This window comes from Rhodococcus sp. ACS1 (assembly GCF_002300155.1).
GTDB classification, from domain to species: Bacteria; Actinomycetota; Actinomycetes; order Mycobacteriales; family Mycobacteriaceae; genus Rhodococcus_F; species Rhodococcus_F koreensis.
The window spans coordinates 1477617-1503905 of record NZ_NSDZ01000005.1; the positions used below are offsets into that span (position 1 = coordinate 1477617).

25 protein-coding genes and 1 pseudogene are annotated in these 26289 nt (G+C 67.9%); 18 read left to right on the forward strand and 8 right to left on the reverse strand.

Features of this window, described 5'->3' with window-relative positions:
• Entirely contained in the window at nucleotides 1–696 is a 696-nt protein-coding gene (locus tag CJ179_RS27315; protein WP_072950394.1) for a 3'-5' exonuclease, read from the reverse strand.
• 334 nt (nucleotides 697–1030) lie between these two features.
• Between CJ179_RS27315 and CJ179_RS27320 the strand changes: the two genes are divergently transcribed.
• Nucleotides 1031–2161, forward strand: coding sequence for a magnesium and cobalt transport protein CorA (locus CJ179_RS27320; RefSeq protein WP_072950396.1), 1131 nt, complete (start codon nucleotides 1031–1033; stop codon nucleotides 2159–2161).
• Nucleotides 2162–2207: 46 nt separating this feature from the next.
• On the opposite strand, the gene CJ179_RS27325 is transcribed toward CJ179_RS27320, so the two are convergent.
• Nucleotides 2208–2891: a hypothetical protein gene (locus CJ179_RS27325; RefSeq protein ID WP_083395613.1), complete on the reverse strand. Its 684-nt coding sequence runs from the start codon at nucleotides 2889–2891 to the stop codon at nucleotides 2208–2210.
• A gap of 52 nt (nucleotides 2892–2943) precedes the next feature.
• Here CJ179_RS27325 and CJ179_RS27330 point away from each other — a divergent pair, with 52 nt between their 5' ends.
• The 11 genes from CJ179_RS27330 (at nucleotide 2944) to CJ179_RS27380 (ending at nucleotide 14330) form a co-directional block, all read left to right on the forward strand.
• Entirely contained in the window at nucleotides 2944–3987 is a 1044-nt protein-coding gene (locus tag CJ179_RS27330) for an ATP-dependent DNA ligase (protein WP_095863432.1), read from the forward strand.
• A complete protein-coding gene (locus CJ179_RS27335; protein WP_095863433.1) occupies nucleotides 3988–5016 on the forward strand; it encodes a DNA polymerase domain-containing protein in 1029 nt (342 codons plus the stop codon).
• Between the two features lie 53 nt (nucleotides 5017–5069).
• Nucleotides 5070–5585 (forward strand): DUF6764 family protein, encoded by a 516-nt coding sequence (locus CJ179_RS27340; RefSeq protein ID WP_095863434.1) that lies wholly within the window; start codon nucleotides 5070–5072, stop codon nucleotides 5583–5585.
• Nucleotides 5586–5677: 92 nt separating this feature from the next.
• Nucleotides 5678–6883, forward strand: a complete 1206-nt coding sequence (locus CJ179_RS27345; RefSeq protein ID WP_095863435.1) for a serine hydrolase — start codon at nucleotides 5678–5680, stop codon at nucleotides 6881–6883.
• Between the two features lie 18 nt (nucleotides 6884–6901).
• Nucleotides 6902–7123, forward strand: coding sequence for a dodecin (locus tag CJ179_RS27350; RefSeq protein ID WP_072950405.1), 222 nt, complete (start codon nucleotides 6902–6904; stop codon nucleotides 7121–7123).
• Nucleotides 7124–7216: 93 nt separating this feature from the next.
• Nucleotides 7217–8896, forward strand: coding sequence for an FAD-dependent oxidoreductase (locus tag CJ179_RS27355; RefSeq protein ID WP_095863436.1), 1680 nt, complete (start codon nucleotides 7217–7219; stop codon nucleotides 8894–8896).
• Nucleotides 8897–9065: 169 nt separating this feature from the next.
• Nucleotides 9066–9986, forward strand: a complete 921-nt coding sequence (locus tag CJ179_RS27360) for an Ig-like domain-containing protein (RefSeq protein ID WP_095863437.1) — start codon at nucleotides 9066–9068, stop codon at nucleotides 9984–9986.
• A 75-nt stretch (nucleotides 9987–10061) separates the two neighbouring features.
• Nucleotides 10062–11015, forward strand: coding sequence for a carbohydrate ABC transporter permease (locus CJ179_RS27365; RefSeq protein WP_373560160.1), 954 nt, complete (start codon nucleotides 10062–10064; stop codon nucleotides 11013–11015).
• Nucleotides 11012–11911, forward strand: coding sequence for a carbohydrate ABC transporter permease (locus tag CJ179_RS27370; protein ID WP_095863438.1), 900 nt, complete (start codon nucleotides 11012–11014; stop codon nucleotides 11909–11911). The genes CJ179_RS27365 and CJ179_RS27370 overlap by 4 nt, the downstream gene beginning before the upstream one ends.
• Nucleotides 11912–11928: 17 nt before the next feature.
• Nucleotides 11929–13248 (forward strand): ABC transporter substrate-binding protein, encoded by a 1320-nt coding sequence (locus tag CJ179_RS27375; RefSeq protein WP_095863439.1) that lies wholly within the window; start codon nucleotides 11929–11931, stop codon nucleotides 13246–13248.
• Between the two features lie 17 nt (nucleotides 13249–13265).
• Nucleotides 13266–14330: an ABC transporter ATP-binding protein gene (locus CJ179_RS27380; protein ID WP_072950412.1), complete on the forward strand. Its 1065-nt coding sequence runs from the start codon at nucleotides 13266–13268 to the stop codon at nucleotides 14328–14330.
• Between the two features lie 5 nt (nucleotides 14331–14335).
• On the opposite strand, the gene CJ179_RS27385 is transcribed toward CJ179_RS27380, so the two are convergent.
• From CJ179_RS27385 to CJ179_RS27395, 3 genes are all read right to left on the reverse strand, one after another.
• The gene (locus CJ179_RS27385) at nucleotides 14336–16285 is read right to left on the reverse strand and encodes a M13 family metallopeptidase (RefSeq protein WP_072950417.1); all 1950 of its coding nucleotides are present in this window, start codon (nucleotides 16283–16285) and stop codon (nucleotides 14336–14338) included.
• A 76-nt stretch (nucleotides 16286–16361) separates the two neighbouring features.
• Entirely contained in the window at nucleotides 16362–17324 is a 963-nt protein-coding gene (locus CJ179_RS27390; protein ID WP_095863440.1) for an intradiol ring-cleavage dioxygenase, read from the reverse strand.
• Between the two features lie 91 nt (nucleotides 17325–17415).
• On the reverse strand, nucleotides 17416–18180 hold the full coding sequence (locus CJ179_RS27395) for a pirin-like bicupin family protein (RefSeq protein WP_072950414.1): 765 nt from the start codon (nucleotides 18178–18180) through the stop codon (nucleotides 17416–17418).
• A gap of 343 nt (nucleotides 18181–18523) precedes the next feature.
• Here CJ179_RS27395 and CJ179_RS51430 point away from each other — a divergent pair, with 343 nt between their 5' ends.
• Nucleotides 18524–18700 carry a hypothetical protein gene (locus CJ179_RS51430; protein WP_167372172.1) on the forward strand — a complete coding sequence of 59 codons (177 nt, stop codon included), beginning with the start codon at nucleotides 18524–18526 and terminating at the stop codon, nucleotides 18698–18700.
• A gap of 72 nt (nucleotides 18701–18772) precedes the next feature.
• Here CJ179_RS51430 and couM read toward each other — a convergent pair whose 3' ends face one another.
• From couM to couN, 3 genes are read right to left on the reverse strand one after another with little or no spacing between them, the layout of a single operon-like run.
• A complete protein-coding gene (gene couM / locus CJ179_RS27400) occupies nucleotides 18773–19249 on the reverse strand; it encodes a p-hydroxycinnamoyl-CoA hydratase (protein WP_095863441.1) in 477 nt (158 codons plus the stop codon).
• A 10-nt stretch (nucleotides 19250–19259) separates the two neighbouring features.
• The gene (gene couO, locus CJ179_RS27405) at nucleotides 19260–20150 is read right to left on the reverse strand and encodes a 4-hydroxyphenyl-beta-ketoacyl-CoA hydrolase (RefSeq protein WP_095863442.1); all 891 of its coding nucleotides are present in this window, start codon (nucleotides 20148–20150) and stop codon (nucleotides 19260–19262) included.
• Nucleotides 20147–21058, reverse strand: coding sequence for a 4-hydroxyphenyl-beta-hydroxyacyl-CoA dehydrogenase (couN, locus tag CJ179_RS27410; protein WP_095863443.1), 912 nt, complete (start codon nucleotides 21056–21058; stop codon nucleotides 20147–20149). Before couN ends, couO begins: the two co-directional genes overlap by 4 nt.
• A gap of 114 nt (nucleotides 21059–21172) precedes the next feature.
• On the opposite strand from couN, the gene couR reads away from it, so the two are divergent.
• The 5 genes and pseudogenes from couR to CJ179_RS27435 all read left to right on the forward strand — a co-directional run bounded on the left by couR (nucleotide 21173) and on the right by CJ179_RS27435 (nucleotide 26276).
• Nucleotides 21173–21613, forward strand: a complete 441-nt coding sequence (gene couR, locus CJ179_RS27415) for a MarR family transcriptional repressor CouR (RefSeq protein WP_095863444.1) — start codon at nucleotides 21173–21175, stop codon at nucleotides 21611–21613.
• A 6-nt stretch (nucleotides 21614–21619) separates the two neighbouring features.
• Nucleotides 21620–22078: pseudogene (locus tag CJ179_RS27420) on the forward strand (DUF3237 domain-containing protein); the annotation flags it as partial.
• Between the two features lie 24 nt (nucleotides 22079–22102).
• The gene (locus CJ179_RS27425; RefSeq protein WP_072947578.1) at nucleotides 22103–23008 is read left to right on the forward strand and encodes a LysR family transcriptional regulator; all 906 of its coding nucleotides are present in this window, start codon (nucleotides 22103–22105) and stop codon (nucleotides 23006–23008) included.
• Nucleotides 23009–23184: 176 nt separating this feature from the next.
• Nucleotides 23185–24510 carry an MFS transporter gene (locus CJ179_RS27430; RefSeq protein ID WP_072947575.1) on the forward strand — a complete coding sequence of 442 codons (1326 nt, stop codon included), beginning with the start codon at nucleotides 23185–23187 and terminating at the stop codon, nucleotides 24508–24510.
• Nucleotides 24507–26276 (forward strand): CocE/NonD family hydrolase, encoded by a 1770-nt coding sequence (locus CJ179_RS27435; RefSeq protein ID WP_095863445.1) that lies wholly within the window; start codon nucleotides 24507–24509, stop codon nucleotides 26274–26276. The genes CJ179_RS27430 and CJ179_RS27435 overlap by 4 nt, the downstream gene beginning before the upstream one ends.
• Nucleotides 26277–26289 lie beyond the last annotated feature (13 nt).

The following is a 26289-nucleotide window of genomic DNA, read 5'->3' on the forward strand; positions in this document are numbered from 1 at the left end:
TCAGGCGATGAGGAACGGGGTGAGTCCGCGAATCGGCCACTCGCCGTTGACATCCGACGCATCGCGCCCCTGCCGGACGAGGTAGTCGGCGAAGTCGCGCTGCCGTTCCGCGTGCCAGTCGGCCTGATGGGTCATGATGTCGAGGGCCCGTAGATTCGGGAACTGCTGCGCCAGCGTCCGGGCGAGATGTGCGGCGGCGAGCGCGTCGGCCTCCGCCTCGTGAGCGTCCTCCAGCGCGATGCCGTAGTGCTCGCACACCGCGCCCAGGGTGCGCCTGCCCTTCCGGTACCGATCCATCTCGCGGTCGATGACGTAGGGGTCGACCACGGTGCCGGTGACGAGTTCGGGCAGCCCGAGCCGCAGACCCTCGGTGTGCATGACGGTCAGGTCGTAGGACGCGTTGAACGCGACGACGGCGTGGTCCAGGGTCCACGCGTTGTACAGGGCGTCGCGGATCTCGCCGTACCCGGTGGCGTAGTCCTGCCCGCGGGCCCGGGCGTACTCCGTGGAGATGCCGTGCACGTCCGTCGCGCCCTGCGGGATGGGAACCTCGGGGTCGAGCAACCAGGTGCGCGACTCGAAGTGGTGAGCGTCGACGACGGCGATGCACGCGGAGACGATGCGGGCGTCGGTGGGGTCGGGCCCCGTCGTCTCCAGATCGAACGCGCAGATCGGTCTGTCCGACCAGCTGGTCATGGGGGCCTCTCGGTGGTGATTCGGTGCGCGCCCAGTATCTGCCGAGGGAGGCGCCGGATCCGGGACCGACACGGCGGGGATCCCAGGTTGTCGTGGCCGGTCGCCGGGGGTATCGTGTCCTGCGGTCTGCAGTTCGCCGAGGTCGTGAACTGTGTTATCTCGAGAGAGCGTTCTTTCGAGGGAAGAGTGCGAGAGGGTAAGGAGGTGTGGCATCCGATGAGAAGCCAACCTCCCAGTACCAACTGAAACCGTTCCACCGGTAGGTGCGCGGTTTCACGGTCCGTGTTCCTCAGCGCCGTCCCGCGCTGCCCTTTTCCCTCGAAAGCCCCGTGCCATGCCTCAGTTGCGCCCGATCCGTTCCCTCCTGCCCAGCCGCTCCGCCGGTGTGTCCGACGCGAACGCCGGTCACGCCGTCACGCGGCGCCCCGTCGAGCCGACGCCGGCGGAGGAAACGGTGGTCAACAGCGCCGTCTACCGCGACGGCCGGAAGACGGCCACTCCGGCCACGCTGTCGGAGGCGCTCGCGAGCCTGCCGGATGCGGCGTCGATGGCGTGGATCGGGATGTACCGGCCCAACGACGCCCAGTTGTATGCGGCGGCAAAGCAATTCGACCTGCACGAGCTGGCCGTCGAGGACGCCATCGTCGCCCACCAGCGGCCCAAGCTGGAGCGTTACGGCAAGACGCTGTTCGTGGTGCTCCGCGCCGCGCGATACTGCGACGAGACCGAGCGCGTCGAATTCGGTGAGCTGCACGTCTTCTGCGGTCCGACGTTCGTGCTCACGGTCCGGCACAGCGAATCCCCCGACCTGTCGGCGGTCCGCAGGCGGATGGAGAGCAACCCGGACCTGCTCCGGCTCGGACCCGAGGCCGTGCTCTACGCCATCCTCGACGCCGTGGTCGACGGGTACGCGCCGGTGGTGGCCGGGTTGCAGAACGACATCGACGAGATCGAGACCGAGGTGTTCAGCGGGGCGCCGGGCGTGTCGCGTCGCATCTACGAACTCACCCGTGAGGTCATCGAATTCCAGAGGGCCACACGGCCGCTGCTCGGAATGCTGCGGGGGTTGTCGCAGGGTTTCGAGAAGTACAACACCGACGAGGAGTTGCAGCGTTACCTGCGTGACGTCACCGACCACGCGACGGTCGTCGTGGAGCGGGCGGACGGGTTCCGTCAGTTGCTCGGCAACATCCTCACCGTCAACGCCACCCTGGTGTCGCAGGAGCAGAACGAGGAGATGCGCAACCTGACCCAGGCCAGTTACGCGCAGAACGAGGAGATCAAGAAGGTGTCGGCGTGGGCGGCGATCCTCTTCGCGCCCACTCTGATCGGAACCGTGTACGGCATGAACTTCGACCACATGCCCGAACTGCACTGGGCCGGCGGGTATCCGTTCGCGCTGTCGCTGATGATGCTCACCTGCGCCGGGCTGTACACGATCTTCAAACGCCGGGGCTGGTTGTGAGCGAGGCCGGCCGCGGGCGGGACCCGCGGCCGGCCTGCGCCCGCCGTCAGAGTTCGTCGACGCAGACGACGAACTTGCGTTCGGAGTATTCGTAGCCGTTGGACGACGTGCTGCACGAGTCCACGGACGTGGCGCCCTGCACGATCTCCGTCACTTTCACCCCGTCGACGGCCGTCGTGTCACCGCACTCGATGCGTGCGGGGTCCTCGCCACCGACGTCCATGCAGCCGCCGATCACCCAGTCCACGTCGAGGCAGATCGCGCCCTGCTCGATGCCGCCGAGGGTTTCGTAGTAGTACGAGTCGGCGTCGCTGATGCACTGGCTGTTCTTCGCGGCCTTCGCGATCACCTTGTAGTTCGAATCGGGGCTGCCGCACACCGCCTTGTCGATCTCGGCGTCGGTGACGGTGCCGCCGAGTTTCACGCACTCACCGATCGCGACCTCGAAGTCGACGTCGCCGCCCGAGTCCTCGCCTTCCTGTCCGTCGATCACGGTGGTCGACGAGGTGGCCGCGGAGGCACCCGACTCCGGCACCGCGGTGGGCGTCGTGTCCGAACCGCACCCTGCCACCAGAACTGCCGTCGCCGACAACGCGACGACCGCGGTACACACCCGCCGAACTAACCCTGTCATGTCTGACCCCTCCGTCGGGTGACGTCCCGCCACCCGTGCCTCTGAGATGACCGTTGCCACCTCGACCGTGTCCACCGCGATTGCCGTGTCGCGCATTATTTGATTACATCGCTGTCCGATTTGCCAATTGTGATGACAGTATGGACGGGTGGACCTCCCCGTGATGCCTCCGTTACAGCCGATGCTCGCGAAGGCTGCGTCGTCCGTTCCGGCGCAACCGGAGTCCGGGCCCGTCTGGTTGTACGAACCCAAATGGGACGGGTTCCGCACCCTCGTCTTCCGGGACGGCGACGAGGTGGTGCTCGGTTCCCGCGGCGGAAAAGACTTGGCCCGGTACTTTCCCGAACTCGTCCGCGCCGTGAAGGACGAACTGCCCGAGCGGTGCGTGGTGGACGGCGAACTCGTCGTCCCGCGCAACATCGACGGCCGCACCCGGCTCGACTGGGAGTCGTTGTCGGAGCGCATTCATCCCGCGGAGAGCCGGGTGACGATGCTGGCGGAGAAGACCCCGGCCCAGTTCGTCGCGTTCGATCTGCTGGCCCTGGGCGACCGCGACCTCAGCCGGGAGGACTTCTCGGTGCGCCGCGCGCAACTCGTCGACACCGTCGGCGGCGGGCCCTCCTGCCACGTCACCGCGGCCACCGAATCCAGTGCGACGGCCACCGAGTGGTTCGAGGCGTTCGAGGGGGCCGGCCTCGACGGGGTGGTGGCGAAGAAGCTGGTGGGCCCGTACCTGCCGAACAAGCGGGAGATGGTGAAGGTGAAGCACGCCCGCACCGCCGACTGCGTCGTCATCGGATACCGGCCGCACAAGAGTCAGCCGGGGATCGGGTCCATGCTGCTCGGACTGTACGACGGCGAGCAGATGGCGATGGTCGGTGGGGCGTCGGCGTTCACGGCCGCGCGGCGGATCGAACTGCTCGCCGAACTCGACGAACTGCGCGTCGGCGACGACGTCGTCGCGGACGGGGCACCGACGCGGTGGCAGTCGGGCAACGACCGGACCTGGGTGCCGCTGCGCCCCGAACGCGTCGTCGAGGTGGCGTACGACCAGATGGAGGGTGCCCGGTTCCGGCACGCCGCGCGGTTCCTGCGCTGGCGCCCGGACCGGACGCCCGACGAGTGCACGTTCCAACAATTGGAGGTCCCGGTGCGATACGACCTTGCCGACGTCCTGGCCGGAGGTTCCTAGATGGCGAGTCCTGCCGAAGAACTCGACGTCGACGGCGTCGCCGTGCGGCTGTCGAGTCCCGACAAGATCTACTACCCGAAACTCGGTGCCGACGGCGGCACGAAACGGCACCTGGTGGAGTACTACCGGACGGTGGCGCTGGGCGGTGCGCTGCTGGGCGCCCTGTTCGATCGGCCGACGCACCTGCAACGCTTCCCGGACGGGGTCGAGGGCGAGGAGATCTACCAGAAGCGGGTGCCCGCGAAGCGCCCCGACCACGTCGACTCGTGCGAGGTCACGTTCCCGTCCGGCCGCAAGGCGGACGTGCTCCGGGTGCGCAGCGCCGCGAACATCGTGTGGGCGGCGAACCTCGGCAACATCACGTTCCACCCGTGGGCGGTGCGGTGCCCCGACGTCGATCACCCCGACGAACTGCGCATCGACCTGGACCCGCAGCCCGGCACCGGATTCGACGACGCCCGGGCGGTCGCGCTGGAGGTGCTCCGGCCGCTGCTGGACGAACTCGGTCTGATCGGCTACCCCAAGACCTCGGGCGGACGCGGCCTCCACGTGTATCTCCGCATCGAGCCGCGCTGGGACTTCATCGAGGTGCGGCGCGCGGGCATCGCCCTGGCCCGGGAGATCGAGCGGCGCAGCGGCGACCGGGCCACCACGTCCTGGTGGAAGGAGGAACGCGGCGAACGCATCTTCCTCGACTTCAACCAGAACGCCCGGGACAAGACCATCGCGTCCGCCTATTCGGCCCGCAAGACGCCGATCGCGACCGTGTCGACGCCGGTCACCTGGGAGGAACTCGTCGACGTCCACCCCGACGACTTCACCATCGCGACGGTGCCGGCGCTGCTCGAGAAACGCGGCGACCCCATGGCGACCATGGGTGACGTGGCGCAATCGCTCGACGTGCTGCTGGAGATGGCGGAACGGGACACCGCGAACGGCCTCGGCGATCTCCCGTACCCACCCAATTACCCCAAAATGCCGGGGGAACCCAAGCGGGTACAACCGAGTCGGGACCGAGACCGCAAATAGCCGGCGCTCACGTAGGCTCGGGACGGTCGGGTCGGGAACAATGTGAGGTCGCCATGGAACGTAAGACGGTTCGTACTGCCGGACTCGTCCTCGGTGTCGTCGCGACGGCACTCGGGACTCTGATGATCGCGCCGGCCACCGCGTCGGCCGTCTCCCTCTCCTGTGTGTCCCCGCCTGGCCGGGGTCACACGACGGTCGTCGACCGCACCGCGTGCGGGGCCAACGCCGACACCAGCAGCAATTCGGCGGCCTTCGGCACCGACGGTGTCGGTTTCGCCGACGCGGCCCACGCGGGAGCGGCGCTCGGCGCCGGACTGGGCGGCGGTGTCGGCGCGGCAGAGGCACGCCGCGGCGCCGTCGCGGCGGTCGCGGTCGGGCCCGAGAGCGTCGCCATCGGAACGGTCGACAGCGTCGGCCCGGCGCTGGTGCTGAGCGGTCCCGGTGGGCAGGCGCTCGTCGCGGATCCGGCCAAAGGCGTGGTGTGCGCGGCCGGTCCCTCGCTGGCCATCAATTTCCTTGCAGGTCAAGCATGTCTGAGCGACGGCACAACTGTGTGGCGGCTTCCCTGAACGGCACCCCGGTCCGCGTCGTATGGTGACGGTAGTCACAATGGGCTGACGCACTGCCGTAGGACTTACGGCAGCGAGATCGGAGGTGGTCGATGACGACCAGCGTTCGAGTTTCCCGGCCCGCGTCCGTGCCACGGACGGAACTGCACGTCGATCCGCGGTTCCTGCCGCTCGCCGACCGGTTCTTCGCGATGTACCGGCAACCTCAGCACGGCGGCGGGGCACTCACCGCGTACTTCCGGGGCGAGAAGGTCCTCGACGTCTGGGCGGGCTGGGCAGACCGCGACCGCCGCTGGGACCGCGACACCGTCGCATTGTCGTTCTCGACCGGAAAAGGCGTGGCCAGCACGGTCGTCCACCGGCTCGCCGAACGCCGGCTGATCGACTACGACGCGCCCGTGGCACGCTACTGGCCCGAATTCGGTGCGGCAGGCAAGGACGACATCACCGTCCGCGACGTCCTCACCCACCGGGCCGGACTGCACAAGGTCCGGGGGCTGATGCGGAGCCCGCTCGATCTCCTCGAATACGACGCAGTCGTGGAGGCCCTCGCGGCGGCCCCGGCGGATCCGCGCAGGCTGCGCGGCCCCGGGTATCACGCCGTCACCTACGGGTGGCTGGTGGCCGAGCTGATCGCCCGCGTCACCGGAAAACCGTTCGTCCAGGTCGTGCAGGACGAGATCGCGGGACCGCTCGGTGTCGACGACTTCTGGTATCAGGTTCCCGGACAGCACCGTCCACGGATCGCGAAGCTGTTCCCGCACATCAACCCGGCCGGACTCAACTGGGAGCTCACCTCGAATGTGCTCTCGCTCGTCGGCCCTACCCGCGGGCTGGCCGAGGCGGCGATGCCGCAGGGATTCGACGCGCTGGTGCGGAACCCGGCGGTGCACGACGCGGTGATGCCCGGCTGGAACGGTGTGTTCAGTGCGCGGGCGCTCGCGCGGATGTACGGCGCCATCGCGAACGGGGGCAGGCTGGACGGACGCCGGTTCCTGCGCAAGTCGACCATCGCGCGGATGTCGGAGGTGCAGACCCGCGACCGCGACTACGTCCTCGGTATCCGGCCGCTGTGGTCGCTCGGCTACCACCGGCCGATCTTCGCGTCCCGGGAACAACCACGGAACGCGATCGGGCACTACGGGGTCGGCGGGTCCGGCGCCTACGCGGACCTCGACAGCGGACTGTCGCTGGGGTTCGTCACCAACCGCCTCGGCAGTTCCCTCACGGCTCTCGGTGATCTTCGTCTGGCCCGGCTCGGTGTCGAGGCACAGGCGATCGTCCGGAACGGCAAGTAACCCACGAAAGGAATCCCGATGAGTGATCACGTGTACCGAGTTGTCGAGGTCGTCGGTTCGTCGAGCGACAGCACCGATCAGGCCATCAAGAACGCGATCGCGCGGACCAACGACACCGTGCGGAACGTCGAGTGGTTCGAGGTCGTCGAGACCAGGGGCCACGTCGAAAACGGCGCCATCGCGCACTACCAGGTCACGGTGAAGGTCGGATTCCGGGTAGAGCCGGGCGACGCGGTCTGACCTCGCGCACGGTTCTCGCACAAAAGTGGAACACGTTATAGTCTGGGGTCATATCTCGACTTCGGACTGCGCGTACTCAGGTAGGGGAGAACCGTGGCATATGTGATCACGCAGCCGTGCTGCAACGACGCGTCGTGCGTCGACGTCTGTCCGGTCAACTGCATCCATCCCACACCGGACGAGAAGCCGTTCGCGAGCACGGAAATGCTGTACATCGACCCGGACACCTGCATCGACTGCGGGGCCTGCGTCGAGGAGTGCCCGGTGGAGGCCATCTACGCGGAGAACGACCTCGACGAGGTCGACGAGCCGTACCTCGACATCAACGCGCAGTACTACACCAAGCACCCGATCGGCCCCGACTGGCCCGAGCCGCTCAAGCTGCCGCAGATCGACGCAGCCCTCGGCACGCTCCACGTCGCGGTCGTCGGGTCGGGTCCGGCCGCCTGCTACGCCGCGATGGAACTGACCGCGAAGCCCCGCGTCGAGATCGACATCTTCGACCGTCTGCCCACCCCGTACGGGCTGGTGCGCGCAGGCGTCGCCCCGGATCATCCGGGCACCAAGGGCGTCACGGACCAGTTCCGCTCCGTCGTCGGCAAGCGGACGGTGCACTGCCACTTCAACGTGAACGTGGGCACGGACGTGACCCACGAGGAACTGCTCGCGCACCACCACGCCGTCATCTACGCGGTCGGTGCGGCAGGCGACCGCGAACTGGGCATTCCCGGCGAGAATCTCGCCGGCAGCCACGCCGCCACCGAGTTCGTGGCCTGGTACAACGGGCACCCCGACTACGCCGACCGCACGTTCGACCTGTCGGGGGAGCGGGCCGTCATCGTCGGCAACGGCAACGTGGCACTCGACGTGGCCCGCATCCTCGTCACCGACCCGGAGATCCTGGCCACGACGGATCTCGCCGACCACGCCCTCGAGGCGCTGCGGGCGAGCAACATCCGTGAGGTCGTCATCCTCGGCCGCCGGGGCCCCGCCCAGGCCGCCTACACCAACCCCGAACTCCTGGCGCTCGGGCGCATGCCGAACGTGGACGTCGTCGTCGACCCGGAGGAAGCCGTGCTCGACCCGGCGAGCCGCGCATTCGTCGACGGCGACGATGCGGAGCCGTGGCAGCGCCACAAGGTGCGCCAGGTCGAGGAGTTCGCCCGGCGCACCGCCGACCCGGCCAAGAAGCGGATCGTGCTGCGCTTCCTGACCTCGCCCGTGGAAATTCTGGGCACCGACGCCGTCGAATCGGTGCGCATCGCGAAGAACGAGATGGTCGCGGACGCGTCCGGCAGGCTCAGCGCAAAGCCGTCCGACGACACCTCGACGCTGCACACCGGCCTGGTGCTGCGCTCGATCGGCTACCGCGGGCAGCCGGTGGCCGGTATCCCGTTCGACGACCGGCGCGGCGTCATCCCCAACGAGAACGGCCGGGTGATCGATCCGGAGACCGGCGCACCGGTCCCCGGCGTGTACGTGGCCGGCTGGATCAAGCGCGGGCCGACGGGCGTGATCGGCACCAACAAGTACTGCTCCGCGGAGACGGTCAGGATGCTGATCGACGACTTCTCCGCCGGGCGGCTCGACGCGCCCGCCGACCGTGAGGCTCTCGACCGGCTGATCGCCGAGCGCGCGCCCGACGCGGTCGACTTCCAGGGCTGGCAGCGGATCGACAAGACCGAACGTGCCGGGGGCAGGGCGGCCGGCCGGACGCGCACCAAGTTGATCACCATCGAGAGCATGCTCGCCGCCGCCCGCGCCGAGACCTGATCGTGAGCGCTTCTTGACCACTCGGTGACACCGACCGCCCGCAGGCCGCGGAGCGGCAACGATTGCGGGCAAATTGCTCGCGGCCGGATGATGTGTGTTAATGGCAGTGCGCGATTGATAGGTCCGTCGGGGACGCGCGGTGTACACGTCGTCGAACGAGAGTGGTCATATGGGCAAGTCACGAATCGGTTCTTCCAGGAACAAGCACTGGTCGTCACGCGTCGCTGTCGCACTGACCGGGGCCGTCGTCTCCGGAACTGCGCTGGCCGGGGCCGCACAGGCCGCGCCGCTCTTTCCCGGTGGACCGGAGATTCCGAGTCTTCCCACCCTGCCCGGTCTGCCCGGCGCGCCGCAGCTCCCGCTGCCCGAACCGGCGCCGGCGCCTGCGAACTTCTCGGCCCCGTCCCTCAACCCGGGTGCGGGCGAGGTCGTGGGTGTCGCGCAACCGGTGATAATCCGCTTCAACGAGGCCATCGGCGACCGCGCCGCCGCCGAGAAAGCCATCAAGGTCACCACCAGCCAGCCGGTCGAGGGCGGCTTCTACTGGATCAACGACAGCCAGGTGCGCTGGAAGCCCACCGAGTTCTGGCCCGCGAACACCGAGGTCACCGTGGACGCCGGCGACGCGCACTCCACGTTCACCATCGGTGACGCGTTCGTCGCGACCGCCGACGACAACACCAAGCAGATCACCGTCACCCGCAACGGCGAGGTGGTCAAGACCATGCCGACGTCGATGGGCAAGGTCGATCACGAGACGCCGAACGGCACGTACATCATCGGCGACAAGTTCCGTGACATGTACATGGACTCCTCCACGTACGGGGTCCCGGTCGACTCCGCCGAGGGCTACCGCACGTACGTCGAGTACGCCACCCGCATGTCGTACAGCGGCATCTTCGTCCACGCCGCGCCGTGGTCGGTGAACGCCCAGGGCAACACGAACGTCAGCCACGGCTGCCTCAACGTCAGCACCGAGGACGCCAAGTGGTTCTACGAGAACTCGAAGAAGGGTGACGCCGTCGTCGTGCAGAACACCGCGGGCGGCGTGCTGAACGGCTCCGACGGTCTCGGTGACTGGAACCGCTGACCCTGCTCCGACCAGTTCTTCCCGTAGCCCGCACAGTTCAATGTGCGGGCTACGGCAATTTACCGGCTATTCGTAATCGGTCGTCAGACTGCCGCAGTGAGATCGAGTCCGGAACGAACCCTGCCGTCGCCGGGAAAGCAGGGGTTCCTCGGGCGTCCGTGGCGGGACTACGCGCTGTTCGCGGCGCTGGTGGGCCCCAATCTGGTTCTGCTCGTCCTGTTCACCTACCGCCCGCTGGTCGACAACATCCGGCTGTCGTTCTTCGACTGGAACATCGCCGACCCCGCCGCCACGTTCGTCGGCCTGGGCAACTACCGCGAGTGGTGGGGCCGCCCCGACACCTGGCAGATCGTCGGCAATACCGTCGTGTTCACGGCCGTGACCGTGGTGGGATCGATGGTCGCCGGTCTCGCGCTCGCCGTGCTGCTGGACCGTAAGCTGCACGGTCGCAACCTTGTTCGATCCGCGATCTTCGCGCCGTTCGTCATCTCGGGCGCCGCGATCGGGGTGGCGTTCCAGTTCGTGTTCGATCCCCGGTTCGGGCTGATCCAGGACCTCCTGCACCGCGTCGGGGTCGACTCCGTGCCCGACTTCTACCAGGATCCGCACTGGGCGCTGGTCATGGTCACGGTCACCTACATGTGGAAGAACCTCGGCTACACGTTCGTGATCTACCTTGCGGCACTGCAGGGTACGCGACGCGAACTGGCGGAGGCCGCGGAGATCGATGGGGCGAGCGGGTGGACGACGTTCCGCCGGGTCGTTCTCCCGCAGTTGCGTCCGACCACCTACTTCCTCTCGATCACGGTGATGCTGGGCTCGCTTCAGGTGTTCGACATCATCAACGTGATGACCAGGGGCGGTCCGCTCGGCACCGGCACCACCACGATGGTCTACCAGGTCTACAACGAGTCGTTCCGCAACTTCCGGGCCGGGTACGGGGCCACCGTCGCCACGATCATGTTCCTGGTGCTGCTCGGAATCACCGTCTACCAGGTGCGGATCATGGATCGCGGGGACGGCCGGTGACCGCGGGAGCCGTGCGCGAGCGGCGCAGCACGGAGGTGCCGGCGACGGCGGACGCGGCCCGCGACCACCGCCGGCGGGAAGCGCTCGTGACGGCGCTGGGCTACGCCGCGATGGTGGCCGTGCTGGTGACGGTTGCCCTGCCGCTGTACTGGATCGTGATGACGTCGTTCAAGGATCGCCCCGACATCTACACCCTTCCGGTCACGTGGTGGCCCGGGACCTTTCACCCCGAGAACTATGCGGAGGCCACCACGTCGGTGCCGTTCTGGACGTTCCTGCGTAACTCGGTGATCATCACCGGAGTGCTGTCCGCCGTGAAGTTCACACTCGGCGTCCTCAGCGCCTACGGTCTGGTGTTCCTGCGGTTCCCGGGCAAGAACTTCGTGTTCCTCGGCATCATCGCCGCGTTGATGGTGCCCAACCAGATCACCGTCATCTCGAATTACGCCCTCGTCGCCGGATGGGGTTGGCGGAACAGTTTCCACGGCATCATCGTTCCGCTCGCGGGAGTTGCGTTCGGAACGTTCCTGATGCGCAACCACTTCCTGTCGATACCCACCGAGATCATCGAGGCCGCCCGGATGGACGGCGCCGGCCATGCCCGGTTGCTGTGGCGGGTGGTCCTGCCGGTGTCCGGCCCCACCATGGTGGCGTTCGCGATCATCACCGTCGTCACCGAATGGAACGAATACCTGTGGCCGTTCCTGATGGCCGACGACGCGTCCGTCGCGCCGCTGCCGATCGGGCTGACCCAGCTGCAGAACAACGACGGGCTCACCGACTGGGGTCCGGTCATGGCGGGGACGGTGCTCACGATGCTGCCGATTCTCGCGGTTTTCCTTGTGCTGCAACGGCACATGATCAAGGGCCTCACGTCGGGTGCGGTCAAGGGATAGCGGACACGAGGAGAGACATGAATCGGATGAATCGCCGGGGATTCCTCGGGCTCGCGGGCGCGGTGGCAGCCGGTGCCGCGCTCACGGCCTGCGCGGGCTCGGGTTCGGGCTCGTCGGCGGCGTCCGGGGCGGCGGGGGACCCGAACACCATCACGTTCTGGTCCAACCACCCGGGCAAGTCCCAGGACGTCGAACGTGAACTGATCAACCGTTTCCAGGCGACACACCCCGGCCTCACCGTCGACCTCGTGGACGCCGGGAAGAACTACGAGGAGGTGTCGCAGAAGTTCAACGCGGCACTGTCGGGCGGCGCACTGCCGGACGTCGTGGTGTTGTCGGACGTGTGGTGGTTCAACTACGCCCTGACCGGTGCCGTCGAACCGCTCGACGGGCTGTTCGGTGACGTGGGGGTCGACACCTCCGACTACGTCGACTCGCTGCTCGCCGACTACCTGTTCCAGGGGATGCACTACGCCCTCCCGTACGCGCGGTCGACGCCGCTGTTCTACTACAACAAGCAGGTCTGGGCGCAGGCAGGCCTGCCCGACCGCGGTCCCGCCACCTGGCAGGAGTTCGACGAATGGGGTCCCGAACTGCAGCGAGTGATCGGCGGCGGCAAGCTGGCCCACGGCTGGGGCGACGCCAAGAACTACCTCGGCTGGACGTTCGAGGGACCGGTCTGGACGTTCGGCGGGGCGTACTCGGACCAATGGGACCTGAAGTTCGGCGACGAGAAGACCCTCGCCGCGGGGACCTTCCTGAAGAACATGATCCACACGAAGAAATACGCGGCCGTGTCGAGCGACATCGCCAACGAGTTCGGGGCGGGCATCCTCGCGTCGACGATCGCCTCGACCGGCGACCTGTCGGGGATCACCAAGTCGGCCGCGTTCGACTTCGGCACCGCCTTCCTCCCCGCGTCGGGCGCGCCGGGCTGCCCGACCGGCGGCGCGGGTCTCGCGATTCCGGCGCGAATCTCCGACGAGCGGAAGAAGAATGCGCTCACGTTCATCGACTTCGTGACCAACCGCGAGAACACCGCGTACTTCTCGCAGAACGTCGGGTACATGCCGGTCCGTAAATCTGCGGTCGAGGACCCGGCCATGAAGGCGTACCTGGACGCGAACCCCAACGCGCGCACCGCCGTCGACCAGCTCGCGAAGACCCGATCGCAGGACTACGCCCGGGTGTTCGTGCCCGGCGGCGACCAGATCATCGGCACCGGACTCGAACAGATCGCGCTGCAGAACGCGGACGTGGCGACGACCTTCGCCGGTGTCGGGGAGCAACTCCAGCAGATCGTCGACCGCCAGATCACCCCCAAACTGCCCCAGTAGGAGGAGAAGGAACATCCATGGCCAACGTGCAGTTCGCGGGTGTCACGCACCGCTATTCCGGAGCCGACCGACCCGCGGTCGATCGGCTGGACCTCGACATCGCGGACGGCGAGTTCCTCGTTCTCGTGGGTCCGTCCGGGTGCGGTAAGTCGACGAGCCTGCGGATGCTGGCCGGCCTCGAAGCCGTCGAGGCCGGCCGCATCGAGATCGGCGGCGCCGACGTCACCGCGCTGCCGCCCCGAGCGCGGGACGTGGCCATGGTGTTCCAGAGCTACGCGCTGTACCCGAACATGACCGTCGCCGACAACATGGGGTTCGCGCTCCGCAATGCCGGCGTCGGAAAGGTGGAACGCACCGCGCGGGTGCTGGAAGCGGCGCGGATGCTCGAACTCGAACCGCTGCTCGGTCGCAAACCGGCGAAACTGTCCGGCGGGCAACGCCAACGGGTCGCGATGGGCCGCGCCATCGTGCGGCACCCCAAGGTGTTTTGCATGGACGAACCGCTGAGCAACCTCGACGCCACGCTGCGGGTGAGTACCCGCTCGCAGATCGCGGGGCTGCAGCGCAGGCTCGGCACGACCACCGTGTACGTCACCCACGACCAGGTGGAGGCCATGACGATGGGCGACCGGGTGGCGGTCATGCAGGCCGGCCGCCTCCAGCAGGTCGCCCGGCCACGAGATCTGTACGACAACCCGGTCAACACGTTCGTCGCCGGGTTCATCGGCTCCCCGGGCATGAACCTCATGGACACCCCGATCCGGGACGGTGTCGCCGAACTGGGCGAACTGCGTATTCCCGTGCCGCACTCGGCGATCGGGGACGGCTCCGTGATCGTCGGAGTGCGACCGGAGTCGTGGACGCTGGTCGGGTCGTGGCGCAAGGACTCGTACACCGTCGAGACCGACCTGCTCGAGGAACTCGGTGCCGAGTCGTTCGTGTACGCGTCCGGCACGTCCGGGAAGGTGGTGGTGCGGGTGGACCGCACCCGCACCGTCGCCGCGGGGGAGAGGTTGCACCTGCAGCCGAAGCCCGGCGAGGTGTACTTCTTCTCCGCGGCGACGGGCGACCGTCTGGGGTAGCCGCGCTACCAGATCTTGACGCGCTCGCTGGGATCCAGATACAGGGCGTCACCGGGCTGGACGTCGAACGCGTCGTGGAACGTGTCCAGGTTGCGGATCACGCCGTTGCAGCGGAACTCCGGCGGCGAGTGCGGGTCGACGGCGAGCCGGCGGAGCGCCTCCGCGTCCCGGGCCTTGGTGCGCCACACCTGCGCCCAGCCGAAGAACACCCGCTGGATCCCGGTCAGGCCGTCGAGGACCTCCGGCTCGGACCCGTCCGTCGCGATCCGGTACGCGGCGATGGCGATGGACAGGCCACCGAGGTCGCCGATGTTCTCCCCGATCGTGAACTCGCCGTTCACCGTGTGCCCGGGCAGCGCCTTTGGTTCGAACGCGTTGTACTGCTCGATCAGCGCCTTCGTGCGCTTGCCGAATTCGGTCCGGTCGTCGTCGGTCCACCAGTCGATCATGTTGCCGTCGCCGTCGTACTTGGCGCCCTGATCGTCGAAGCCGTGGCCGATCTCGTGACCGATGACGGCACCGATCCCGCCGTAGTTGGCGGCGTCGTCGGCCGCGGCGTCGAAGAACGGCGGCTGCAGAATGGCTGCGGGGAACACGATTTCGTTCATGCCCGGGTTGTAGTAGGCGTTGACCGTCTGCGGTGTCATGAACCACTCGTCGCGGTCGACCGGGCCGCCGAGCTTCGCGAGATCGCGGTCGTACTCCGCCGCGTAGCCGCTGCGGTAGTTGCCGACCAGGTCGTCGCGGGAGATGGTGACGGCTGAGTAGTCGCGCCACTTGTCTGGGTACCCGATCTTCGGCGTGAACTTCTCCAGCTTGCGGAGCGCCGCCTGCCGGGTCTCCGGGCTCATCCAGTCCAGGTCGGAGATGTTGCGCCGGTACGCCTCCTGCAGATTCGCGACGAGTTCCTGCATGCGGGCCTTCGCGTCCGCCGGGAAGTGCCGCTCGACGTACAGCTTGCCGACAGCCTCGCCCAGCAGATCCTGCACCAGGGACACGCCGCGCTTCCAGCGCTCACGAATCTCCTCGGCGCCGGTCAGCGTCTTCCCGTAGAACGCGAAATTCTCCTCGACCAGCGCCTCGGTGAGATACGGGGCGCGGGAGCGGATGACGTTCCACGTCGCCCACGCCTTCCAATCGTCGAGGTCCTCGGACGTCCACAGCCCGGTCAGGGTGGTGAGGTAGTCGGGCTGGCGGACCACGATCTCGGCGAACTGCTCCGACGTGCCCCCGAGCGCGCCGATCCACGAAGACCAGTCCAACCCGGCAGGCAGCTGGTCGAGGGTGAGCAGGTTGTAGCTCAGCTCGGCGTCGCGACGCTTCACGACGTCCCAATGGCCTGCCGCGATCTTCGTTTCCAGATCGAACACACGCTGCGCGTCGTAGTCGACACCGGCGAGGGCGAACATCTTCGCGATGTGCTCCACGTACGCGGTGCGGATCTCCGCGTGATCGTCCTGGCGGTAATACGACTCGTCGGGCAGCCCGATGCCGGCCTGGCTGAAGTGCACGAGGTAGCGCGCGGAGTTCTTGGCGTCCGTGTCGACGTAGTGACCGACGGCGCCGCCGACCCCCGTGCGCTGCAGGCGGCCGATGACGGCGGCGAGGGCGGAGCGGTCGGCGGCCGAGGCCACGTCGGCGAGCTCCCCGGCGATCGGAGCGAGCCCCGCCGCCTCCACGACATCCGCGTCCATGAAGCTGCCGTACAAATCGCCGATGCGCTGTGCGTCGGTCCCCGGGGCCGCGCCGGAGCCCGCCGCCTCCTCGATGATGTTCTGGACGTCGACCTCGGCCTTGTCGTAGAGCGTGCGGAACGCGCCGTCGATCGCCCGGTCCGCGGGAATCTCGTAGTCGTCGATCCACTTGCCGTTCACGTGGACGAACAGGTCGTCCTGAGCGCGGGTGTCACTGTCGAGGTGGGTGAGGTCGATGCCGGAGCGCTGAGCCGTGGTCATGCGTTCCATCCTTACACCGTTCCGCGCCGACAGGTCCACCACTGCGCTCAGGGCGAAACAAAGGACCGGGGAGCGGTCAGACGTCGATGCCGAGGTTGATCGCCGCGAGGTAGCCGTCCGACTGCGTGGCGACCGTCAGCAGGCCTGCGTCGTCGTAGATGCCGTCCGTGGCGTTGGTCACGTTGTTCTCCCGTCCGGTGTGGTCGGAGTACGGCGCCGTCGCGTACACCTCGTCGAGCAGGGCCTCGTCGAAGTACAGCTGGGTGGTGAGCACCGTCTTCTTGTCGATGTGCACCTTGAGATGGATGTGCGTGGTCCGGCCGGTGTACCAGCCGGGGAAGATTGTCGTGAACTGGGCGATGCCGTTCGCGTCCGTCGTCTGAGCGCCGCGCAGGTAGGTGCCGTCGTCCGTGGTGGTGGCCTCGCTGTCGCCGACGCTGTAGGACCCGTCGGACGTCTCACCCGAACCGCCGGACATGTCGCCGCCGGGGCCGCCGGGTCCACCGGGACCTCCGGCCGGGGGCTGGCCGCCGTCGCCGGGCCCGCCTGCCGGCGGTGCTCCGGCGGGCGCGCCGTTGCCGCCGAGGTCCGCGGCCTTCGAACCCGACTCGAAGCCGGAGTACACGCCGCCCGCGTCGCAGTGCCAGATCTCCACGACGGCGTTGCTCACCACCGCGGCGGAGCCGTCCGCGGAACAGTTCGTCAGGTCCTGCACCCGCAGTGCGAGCTGCAGGTTCGTCCCCGGCCGGTCTTCGCGGATGTCGCTGCGGATGGAGTCGACGTCGAACCAGTACGGTCCCTGCGTCTCCTCGACGGCCATCACGCACTGCGGCGCCTGGTCGAGCAGGGCCGTCACCGCGTCGTCGCTCGTCGTCGTCGCACTCGACGCGGCCGCGGTCGACGTGGCCGACGCCGACGTGCCGCTGCTCCCGTTCCCGGTGCAGGCGGCGATGAGCCCACCCAGACTCACTGTCCCCCCGACCGCAAATGCGCGGCGGCGGCTGATGCGCAGTCGGCTCTTCTCGACGTCCTTGTTCACTGTGGGTACCTCTCCATGATCGGGCTGTGCCTCGATCGTGGCGCACGAACCTGCGCGTGGCGTTCCGCCCGGCTGTGAACTTGCTGGGAACTCAGCCGCCGAGGCGGGCGTGCATCTCCCAGACGAGCACCTCGGCGCCGGAGTGTGAGGAGATCTGCTGGCCACCGGAGGCGCTCAACCGGACGGCGTCGCCCTCGTACAGGGTGCCGACACCCTCCATCTCCGCGGTGCCCCGGGCGACGAACACGTGCAGGAACGGCGCTTCGGGAAGGGTCACCGGTGCGCCGGGGAAGAGTCGCGCGACGTGCAGCGCCGCGTGCTTGTTGTTGATCCGGATGGCCGAATTGTCCTTGTATTCTGGCATTCCGGACGCAACGGGCACCAGCCCGCCTTTGAGGATTTCGTCCTCGATCTCGAGTTGCTCGTAACTCGGGGCGAGCCCGGGTTCGTCGGGTACCACCCACATCTGGACGAAATGCACCGGCTCGTGGTGCTGCTCGCCGGCGAGGCGCCAGCTGTCGTTCTTCTCGGAATGCATGATGCCCTTGCCTGCGCTCATGCGTTGCGCAAGGCCGGGATAGATGATGCCGGAGTGGCCGATCGAGTCCTGGTGGACGAGCGAGCCGCGCAGCACCCAGGTGACGATCTCCATGTCCTTGTGTGGATGGGTGTCGAATCCCTGACCGGGGAGCACCGTGTCGTCGTTGTTGACGAGGAGCAGTCCGTGGTGCGTGTTGTCGGGGTCGTAGTGCTGGCCGAAGGAGAACGAGTGCTTCGAATCCAACCAGGAAATCTTGGTTTTCAGCCGATCGCCGGCGCGATGAACGTAGACGTGAGGTGTGGTGACTGCTGGCATATCGGTCCTCCTTCGGGTGGTACCCGGTCCAGAGTACGAGGTGCCGGCTGCGGGTACTCGCGAGACGGTGTCGATTGTGCATCGAATTCATCGCCTGCTCGTCGCGGTGGAGGTGCCCGAGTCGATCCCGAAATGATGTTGCGCAGTGCGGTATTGGAGGATCGACGCTCCGTAAGGTGCTGTTCGGCAACGGGTTTCGCCGACGGCCGGAAAGTGTGAAAGACGGCCGTCCAGTTTGTACCACCACGAATGCCCGCTTCTGCCGGGCCCGCGGCGTACAGTTCGAATTGTGCGTCCAGGAGTCGCAGGATTCCGGCACGTCGCACCCGGCGGAAGGAGCGTGATGAAGGCGAATCCGGATCGACACGATCAGCTCCCCGAACACCAGCGGATCGCAGACCTCGTCGACGACATGGAAGACCGGCTCGCGGCCGAACGCGAGGCGAAGGGAATCGCGGGCAACGCGTCCGAGCGCGAGCAGGCGGAGCAGGTCGAGCCCGACGACCAGGCGCCCGAGTAGGCGTGGTGGTGCGCCTCCGGCACCTGTGAGTACTTATTAACCGCCCGACGTTAACAAGTACTCACAGGTGGTCTACTCGAAGAAGCGGTACACGGCCTCGACGACTACCGCGGGACGCTCGCTGCCCTCGAGTTCGATCTGCCCCGCGACCGTCACCTGGACGCCGCCCTTGGGCAAATCCTCGAGGGACTGCAGCGTCGCGCTGAGCCGGACGCGTCCTTCGGCGGGCACGGGGCTGGTGAACCGGACCTTGTTCAGCCCGTAGTTGACGGCCATGGTGACGCTGTCGACGGTCAGGATCTCGTCCCACATGGGGATGATCAGCGACAACGTGAGGTACCCGTGGGCGATGGGTCCGCCGAACGGGCTCTCGGCCCGGGCGCGTTCGGGGTCGACGTGGATCCACTGGTGGTCGTCGGTGGCGTCGGCGAACGTGTCGATTCGCTGCTGCGGGATGTCGATCCACGAGCTGGTGCCCAGCGACGTGCCCTCGAGTGCGGCGAGGTCTGCGAGGGTGGCGACCCGGGTGGTGGTGGCGGTGGTGGTCATGTCAGGGCTCCTAGTCTTTGATACCGAGAACACGCAGGGCGTTCTGCTTGAAGATCAGCGGTGCGACCTCCGGTTTGATGTCGAGGTTCTCGAAGTCTGTGATCCAGCGGTCGACCTGGATGACGGGGAAGTCGGACCCGAACAGCACCTTGCCGCGGAGCATGCTGTTGGCGGCCTTGACCAGTTGCGGCGGGAAGTATTTCGGCGACCATCCGGACAGGTCGATGTAGACGTTGGCCTTGTGGGTGGCGATGGAGATCTGCGCGTCGACCCACGGCACCGACGGGTGGGCCATGATCACGGTGAGGTCGGGGAAGTCGGCGGCGACGTCGTCGAGGAGCATCGGGTCGGAGTAGCGCAGTTTGATGCCGTGGCCGCCGGGCAGGCCGGCGCCGATGCCGGTCTGGCCGGTGTGGAACAGGGCGGGGACCCCGGCCTCGGTGATGGCGTCGTAGAGCGGGTAGAACCGGCGGTCGTTCGGCTCGAATCCCTGCATGCTGGGGTGGAATTTGAAGCCCTTGACGCCGAAGTCGTCGACGAGGCGGTGGACGCGGCGGACGGCGGCCTTGCCTTGCCAGGGGTCGACGGAGCCGAACGGGATGAGGACGTCGTTGTGGCGGGCGGCGCCCTCGGCGATCTCCTCGACGGAGTTCGCGGCGTGTCCGCTGGCGGAAGCCGCGTCGACGGTGAACACGACCGCCGCCATGTTGCGGGCCCGGTAGTGGTCGGCGATCGCGTCGATGGACGGGGTGCGTTCCTCGCCGGACTTGAAGTATTTCTCGGACGCGGCCATCAGTTCGTCGTCGAGGGACCGGTGTCCGCAGCCGTCGATCTCGACGTGGGTGTGGATGTCGATGGCGTCGATCGTGTCGAAGTCGATGCCGTACTCGTAGCGGCTCACTTGGCCATCAACTCCTCGGGGAATTCCTCGCCGACGGACTGGACGGACTCGCCGAACGTGGCCGTCCACTGTGCGGCGATGTCGTCGGCCGACCAGCCACCGTCGTGGTACTCGACCGCGGTGAGTTCGGGGTGCGACCACAGTGCGAGGCGGTCGCCACCGACGGCGAACGCCTGTCCGGTGATGTCGGCTGCCGCGTCGGACGCGAGGAACGAGATGATGCCCGCGGCGTCGTCGGGGCTGCCCATGCCCACCTCGCGGCGGATGATGTCGGGCAGCGGCTCACCGTTCTTCATGCCCTCGATGTAGGGCGCGAGGAACGGGACGGTCTCGGTCATCGCGGTCGCGGCGACCGGGCAGACGGCGTTGGCGGTGATGCCGGCGCGCTGCAGTTCGAGCGCCCAGGTGCGGACCATGCCGACGATGCCGGATTTGGCGCCGGAGTAGTTGGTCTGCCCGAAGTTGCCGCGCTGGCCGGCGGGGGAGCCGATGCAGATGATGCGACCACCGTCGCACTGTTCGCGGAACTTCAGGACGGCCTCGCGGACGCACGTGAAGGTGCCGCGCAGGTGCACGCCCACCACGGCGTCGAAGTCGTCGTCGGTCATCTTCCACAGCACCTTGTCGCGGAGGATGCCGGCGTTGGTGACCATGACGTCGAGGCGGCCGAACGCGTCGACCGCGCCCGTGACGAGGGCCCGGGCGGTCTCGGTGCTGCCGACCGGGGCGACGATGGCGACGGCCCGGCCGCCCGCGGCGGTGATCTCGGCGACGGCGGCGTCGGCGGTGGCCTGGTTGACGTCGTTGATCACGACCGCGGCGCCGTGGCGTGCCAGGTCCTTGGCGTAGGCCAGTCCGAGGCCCTGTCCGCTGCCGGTGACGACGGCGACTTTGTCGGTGAGGTCCATGTCGTGATTCTCCTAAGGTCGTGTTCGCTGAATCACACGTAATCATTGATGATTGAGAAAGTCAATCATTAAGATCTGCTACTCTAGCGACACTCATCGGAAGGGGGTCGTCGCATGGCAGAGGCGCAGGCGTTATCGGACGACATCGGGTTCCTGCTCTCGCGCGTCGGCGGAATGGTGCTGGGCTCGGTGAACAAGGCTCTCGTTCCCACCGGGCTGCGGGTGCGGTCCTACTCGGTCCTGGTGCTCGCGTGCGAACAGGCCGAGGGCGTCAACCAGCGCGGAGTGGCCGCCACCATGGGCCTCGACCCCAGTCAGATCGTGGGGCTCGTCGACGAACTCGAGGAACGTGGACTCGTCGTGCGCACCCTCGACCCCTCCGACCGCCGCAACAAGCTGATCGCCGCGACCGACGAGGGCAGGCGGCTACGCGACGACGCCAAGGCCCGGGTCGACGCCGCCCACGGGCGCTATTTCGAGGGCATCCCCGAATCTGTCGTGAACCAGATGCGGGACACGTTGCAGAGCATCGCCTTTCCCGCAAGTCCCGAGTAGGGCACGATGACCGACCTGCTCGCCCCGGCCCCGCCCGGCCTGTCGTTCCTCGCCACGTTTGTCGTGCAGGTCGCCGATCCGGTGGAGATCGGATCTACACCCGAAGGCACCCGCCGCATCATCCCCATAGTCGGGGGACGCGTCGAGGGCCCCGAACTCCGCGGCACCGTGTTGCCGGTCGGGGCGGACTTCCAGGTGCTCAGCTCGCCCACGCTCACCGAACTCGAGGCCAAGTACGCGATCGAGACCGACGACGGCGACCGGATCTACGTCACCAACTTCGGCCTTCGCTCAGGCACCCCGGAAGACATCGCCCGGCTGGTCGCGGGTGAGCCCGTGCCGCCCGAGCGTGTCTACTTCCGCTGCACGCCGCGGCTCACCGCCGCCGAGGGCCGGTGGTCGTGGCTGCGCTCGCGGATCCTCGTCGGCACCGGCGAACGACTGCCCGGCGAGGTCCGTCTCACGGTGTTCGTGGTGGACTGGCCTGCCGTGGAAATCCGCTGGATGAAATCGTTCGTGGCGGTCGCCGAGGAACTCAACTACGGCCGGGCCGCCGAGGTGCTGCACATCGCGCAACCGGCGGTGAGCCAGCAGGTGCAGCAACTCGAGAAGCGTCTCGGTGTGAAACTGTTCGACCGCACCACGCGCTCGGTCCGGCTCACCGCGGCGGGCGAGCGCTTCCTGCAGCCGTGCAAGGACGCGCTCGCCGGCATCGACCGCGCCGTCGATGCCGCGGTGATCGCGGATCCGAAGGTCGAGGGCCGCGTCCGGGTCGGCTTCAGCGGGGCCTACGGGCAGACCGAATTGTCCTCTCTGGCAAGGTCGGTGCGCCGACGGTATCCCCTGATCGACCTCGTCCTCGAGGGGGCGACGGTGAGCGGGCAGATCCTCGACGAGATCTGGGAGGGGCAACTGGACCTCGGGATCGTGTCGGACGCGGTCTCGCACCCCCACGTGCTCACGCGGCAGATCTCGGTGGAGTACCTCAGTGCGCTGCTCCCGAGCGATCACCCACTCGCCGAACGGGAGTCGATCGATCTCGCGGAACTGCGCGAGGAGGCGTTCGTCGCGAATCCCGCCGCCACCGGATCCACGCTCCGCCGGGATCTGCTCGCCGCGTGCCGGGATGCCGGGTTCACCCCGAACATCGTGCAGGAGACCACCGACGGCATCGTCCTGACCGCCCTCGTCGCGGCGGGGGTCGGCGTCGCGCTCGTGCCCGGTGACGTGCAGACGTATCCCAACCGGGTGGTGCTGATCCCCCTCGACGCCGGTCGATTCGAAGTCCGGGCGGCGCTGGCCTGGTCGGACCGTCCCGTGTCGCCCGTCGTGCAGACGGTTCTCGACCTCGCCGCCGAGGTGCTGCCGACGCCGGGCGCCGTCTCCGACGAGTAATAAAGATCGGTTATCAATCACTGCCGATACTGCTCTTGGACGGTGATCGGTTTCTTTGGCAGAGTCTCCCTCGGCGGCAACGGATGTGACCTGGACAACTTCCGATCCCCGGTGTCGCCCCCACCTCGAGGCCTCTCCGAACTCCCGGAAGCCCTTCACTTTCAGGTAGGAACCACATGACTTCCACATTCGACGGCCGCGTCGCACGCGCCGACACGAGCGCCCGGTCGCCCCACGCGCGCCGGGCCGCCCTGGCCTCCTTCGTGGGCAGCACACTCGAGTACTACGACTTCTTCATCTACGCCTCCTTCTCCGCGCTCGCGTTCAACACCCTGTTCTTCCCGGATCTCGGTTCGTTCTGGGGGACCATCGTGTCGATGGCGACCATCGGGATCGGGTACGTCGTCCGGCCGCTCGCGGCCCTCGTCTTCGGGCACTTCGGGGACACGCTCGGACGCAAGCGGATGCTGGTGGTGACGCTCGTGATGATGGGCGTGGCCACGTCCCTCATCGGTTGCCTACCCACCTACGGGGCGATCGGCGTCGCGGCGCCGATCCTGCTGGTCCTGCTCCGGGCCGTCCAGGGCGCGTCGGCGGCCGGCGAGTCGGCGGGAGCGGCGTCCCTGGCCCTCGAACACGCACCCGCAGGCCGCCGCGCGCTCGCGGCGAGCTGGGTGAACACCGGTGCGGCCGCCGGCATGCTGCTGGCATCGCTGGTGGTCCTCGTGTTCTCCGGACTGCCCGAGGACGCCTTCCTCGACTGGGGATGGCGTATCCCGTTCCTGCTCAGCATGTTCGTCGCACTCGCCGGCCTCGTGATCCGCCGGATGCTGCCCGAGAGCGAGGTGTTCGAGGAGGCCGTGTCCACCGACGGGCCGACGGAGATGCCGGCGAAGGTGATCTTCCGCGACCACTGGCCGAGCGTGCTGCGGGTCGTGGGCTGCGGACTGTTCGCGGTGGTGTCCACCATCTTCAGCGCCTTCGCCCTCGCGTGGGGCACCCACGAGGCCGGTGTGTCCCGGACCGTCATGGTGGGAGCCACCGTCCTCACCGCCGCGCTCGCCCTCGTCGCGCAACCCGCCGCCGGGATCCTCGCCGACCGGATCGGACGCAAACCGGTCTTCATCACCGGCAACCTCGTCTGCGCAGTCTCCATCTCCGGGTTCTTCTGGGCGATCAGCCAGCGTTCGACCGTCCTGATCCTGATCACCGCGTGCATCGTGATGGTGGTCGGCTACTCGCTCGTCAATGCCATCGGCCCCGCCCTGTACGCCGAGATGTTCGAGACGCGCATCCGGTACTCGGGCATGGCGATCTCCGGACAGCTGGCCCTGGTGGCCACCGGATTCGCCCCCACCATCGCCGCGACCCTCGTCCGGCCAGGACCGGACGGCTGGATACCGGTGGCCGCGTTCACCGCGGGCTGCTGCCTGGTCAGCGCGCTCACCACCCTCACGGTCCGCGAAACCTACCGGACCAGCACCACCGACCTCGGCAAATGACCCACCTCCCGTCGAAAGCGACCGAACCTGTGAAACACGATGTACTGATCGAGAACGATGTCGAGGCGACGATGCGGGACGGCGTCGTCCTGCGCTCGACCGTCTACCGCCCGAATACCAGCGGCAGCTTCCCGGTGCTGCTCACCCGCACCCCGTACGGCCGCGACCTGTCCGTCAACTCCGGCTACCTCAACCCCACCACGGTCGCGGCCGGCGGATTCGTGGTGATCATGCAGGACGTCCGCGGCCGGTTCGGCTCCGACGGTGAGTTCGTGCCGTCCGAGAACGAAGGCCCGGACGGCTACGACACCGTGCAGTGGGCCGCCGAACTGCCGTACTCGACCGGAGCCGTCGGCATGTGGGGAAGGTCGTACTTCGCCGAAACGCAGTGGCGCGCAGCCCAGGAGAAGCCACCCGCCCTGCGCGGCATCGCCCCGGGAATCTCGGCAGGCGGCAACGCGCGGTCCGGCGGGCTCGTGCGCGGGGGCGCGGTCGAATTCGGCGCCCGGCTCGGATGGGGGCACCTGTCGGCAGGGCCGGCCGAGATCGCGAAACTGTCCCGCACGGATCCGGCACGCGCAGAACGCGAATGGGCGTCGTGGGCGCGGATCGATCGGGCGATGTCCGAGGACGCGTACTTCGACGCCCTGCCCCTGCGCGACCTGGCTGCCGATGCCCCCGCGTTCTTCGCGTCGCCGATCGTCGAATCGCTCGGATTCCCGATCGACCACCCCAGCCGCGACCTGTGGGACAGCGCCGGCGACCGGGCCGTCGACCTCCCCACGCTGCACATCGGCGGCTGGTACGACATCTTCGTCAACAGCACCCTCGACCAGTACTTCGGCCAACTCGCCCACAGCGATTCCGGTGCGGCTCCCGCGCCGTACCTGATTCTGGGTCCGTGGAGTCACACCAACTTCTCCGGGCTGGGTGGGTCGGTGGTGTTCGGCAGTCCTGCCAACCAGGCGGTGCTCGACTCGGGTCAGGACCTGTCGTCGGTGCACGCGCAGTGGTACGCGGCGGTGCTTGGCGACGAGGAACCCGACCTGCCGCGGGTCCGGATATTCGTGATGGGGGAGAACCGGTGGCGGACGTACGACCGCTTCCCGGAGCCCACCCGCACCGCGGACCTGTTCCTCGCTCCCGGTGGAACCCTCGCCGCGGAAGCAGAGCAGATGGAAGGTCGCGTCGACTACGACTACGACCCGGCGGATCCGGTACCGACGGTCGGTGGGGCGACGATGATGCCGGGAACGTTCGCACCCGGCGCACTGGAACAGAGCCGGGTCGAATCCCGCGACGACGTCCTCGTGTTCACCGGCGAGGTCCTCACCGAGCCGTTGACCGTGATCGGCCGGGTGTCCGCGACACTGTTCGCGTCGTCGAGTGCCGTCGACACCGACTTCGTCGTCAGGCTGTGCCGCGTCACGACGGACGGGACGTCGATCACCCTCACCGACGGCATCGTGCGGGCCCGCTACCGCGACTCCTACCGAACCCCTGGGGCGTACACGTCCGCCGAGCAGAGCCTGCTCGAGCCCGGGGAGGTGTACGAGTACGCGATCGACCTGTGGTCCACGGCCGTCACGTTCCAGCCCGGTGAGCGGATCCGCGTCCAGGTGACGTCCAGCAACCATCCGCGGTGGGACCGCAACCTCAACACCGGCGAATCCGCCTACGAATCAGCGGAATTCGTGGTCGCCCACCAGCGCGTGCACACCGGGGCACGGTACCCCAGCAGGGTGTCGCTGCCGGTCGTGCGCTGACGCACCCGTGAGT

What these genes read in the sequence shown, in the direction of transcription:
- CJ179_RS27395 (WP_072950414.1), bottom strand. Translation starts at nt 18,180, where the DNA reads ATGCCAGCAGTCACCACACCTCACGTCTACGTTCATCGCGCCGGCGAT.
- CJ179_RS27385 (WP_072950417.1), bottom strand. Translation starts at nt 16,285, where the DNA reads ATGACCACGGCTCAGCGCTCCGGCATCGACCTCACCCACCTCGACAGT.
- CJ179_RS27380 (WP_072950412.1), top strand. Translation starts at nt 13,266, where the DNA reads ATGGCCAACGTGCAGTTCGCGGGTGTCACGCACCGCTATTCCGGAGCC.
- couN (WP_095863443.1), bottom strand. Translation starts at nt 21,058, where the DNA reads ATGGACCTCACCGACAAAGTCGCCGTCGTCACCGGCAGCGGACAGGGC.
- CJ179_RS27375 (WP_095863439.1), top strand. Translation starts at nt 11,929, where the DNA reads ATGAATCGGATGAATCGCCGGGGATTCCTCGGGCTCGCGGGCGCGGTG.
- CJ179_RS27345 (WP_095863435.1), top strand. Translation starts at nt 5,678, where the DNA reads ATGACGACCAGCGTTCGAGTTTCCCGGCCCGCGTCCGTGCCACGGACG.
- CJ179_RS27320 (WP_072950396.1), top strand. Translation starts at nt 1,031, where the DNA reads ATGCCTCAGTTGCGCCCGATCCGTTCCCTCCTGCCCAGCCGCTCCGCC.
- CJ179_RS27340 (WP_095863434.1), top strand. Translation starts at nt 5,070, where the DNA reads ATGGAACGTAAGACGGTTCGTACTGCCGGACTCGTCCTCGGTGTCGTC.
- CJ179_RS27435 (WP_095863445.1), top strand. Translation starts at nt 24,507, where the DNA reads ATGACCCACCTCCCGTCGAAAGCGACCGAACCTGTGAAACACGATGTA.
- CJ179_RS27350 (WP_072950405.1), top strand. Translation starts at nt 6,902, where the DNA reads ATGAGTGATCACGTGTACCGAGTTGTCGAGGTCGTCGGTTCGTCGAGC.
- couM (WP_095863441.1), bottom strand. Translation starts at nt 19,249, where the DNA reads ATGACCACCACCGCCACCACCACCCGGGTCGCCACCCTCGCAGACCTC.
- couR (WP_095863444.1), top strand. Translation starts at nt 21,173, where the DNA reads ATGGCAGAGGCGCAGGCGTTATCGGACGACATCGGGTTCCTGCTCTCG.
- CJ179_RS27325 (WP_083395613.1), bottom strand. Translation starts at nt 2,891, where the DNA reads ATGCGCGACACGGCAATCGCGGTGGACACGGTCGAGGTGGCAACGGTC.
- CJ179_RS27430 (WP_072947575.1), top strand. Translation starts at nt 23,185, where the DNA reads ATGACTTCCACATTCGACGGCCGCGTCGCACGCGCCGACACGAGCGCC.
- CJ179_RS27360 (WP_095863437.1), top strand. Translation starts at nt 9,066, where the DNA reads ATGGGCAAGTCACGAATCGGTTCTTCCAGGAACAAGCACTGGTCGTCA.
- CJ179_RS27335 (WP_095863433.1), top strand. Translation starts at nt 3,988, where the DNA reads ATGGCGAGTCCTGCCGAAGAACTCGACGTCGACGGCGTCGCCGTGCGG.
- CJ179_RS27315 (WP_072950394.1), bottom strand. Translation starts at nt 696, where the DNA reads ATGACCAGCTGGTCGGACAGACCGATCTGCGCGTTCGATCTGGAGACG.
- CJ179_RS51430 (WP_167372172.1), top strand. Translation starts at nt 18,524, where the DNA reads ATGAAGGCGAATCCGGATCGACACGATCAGCTCCCCGAACACCAGCGG.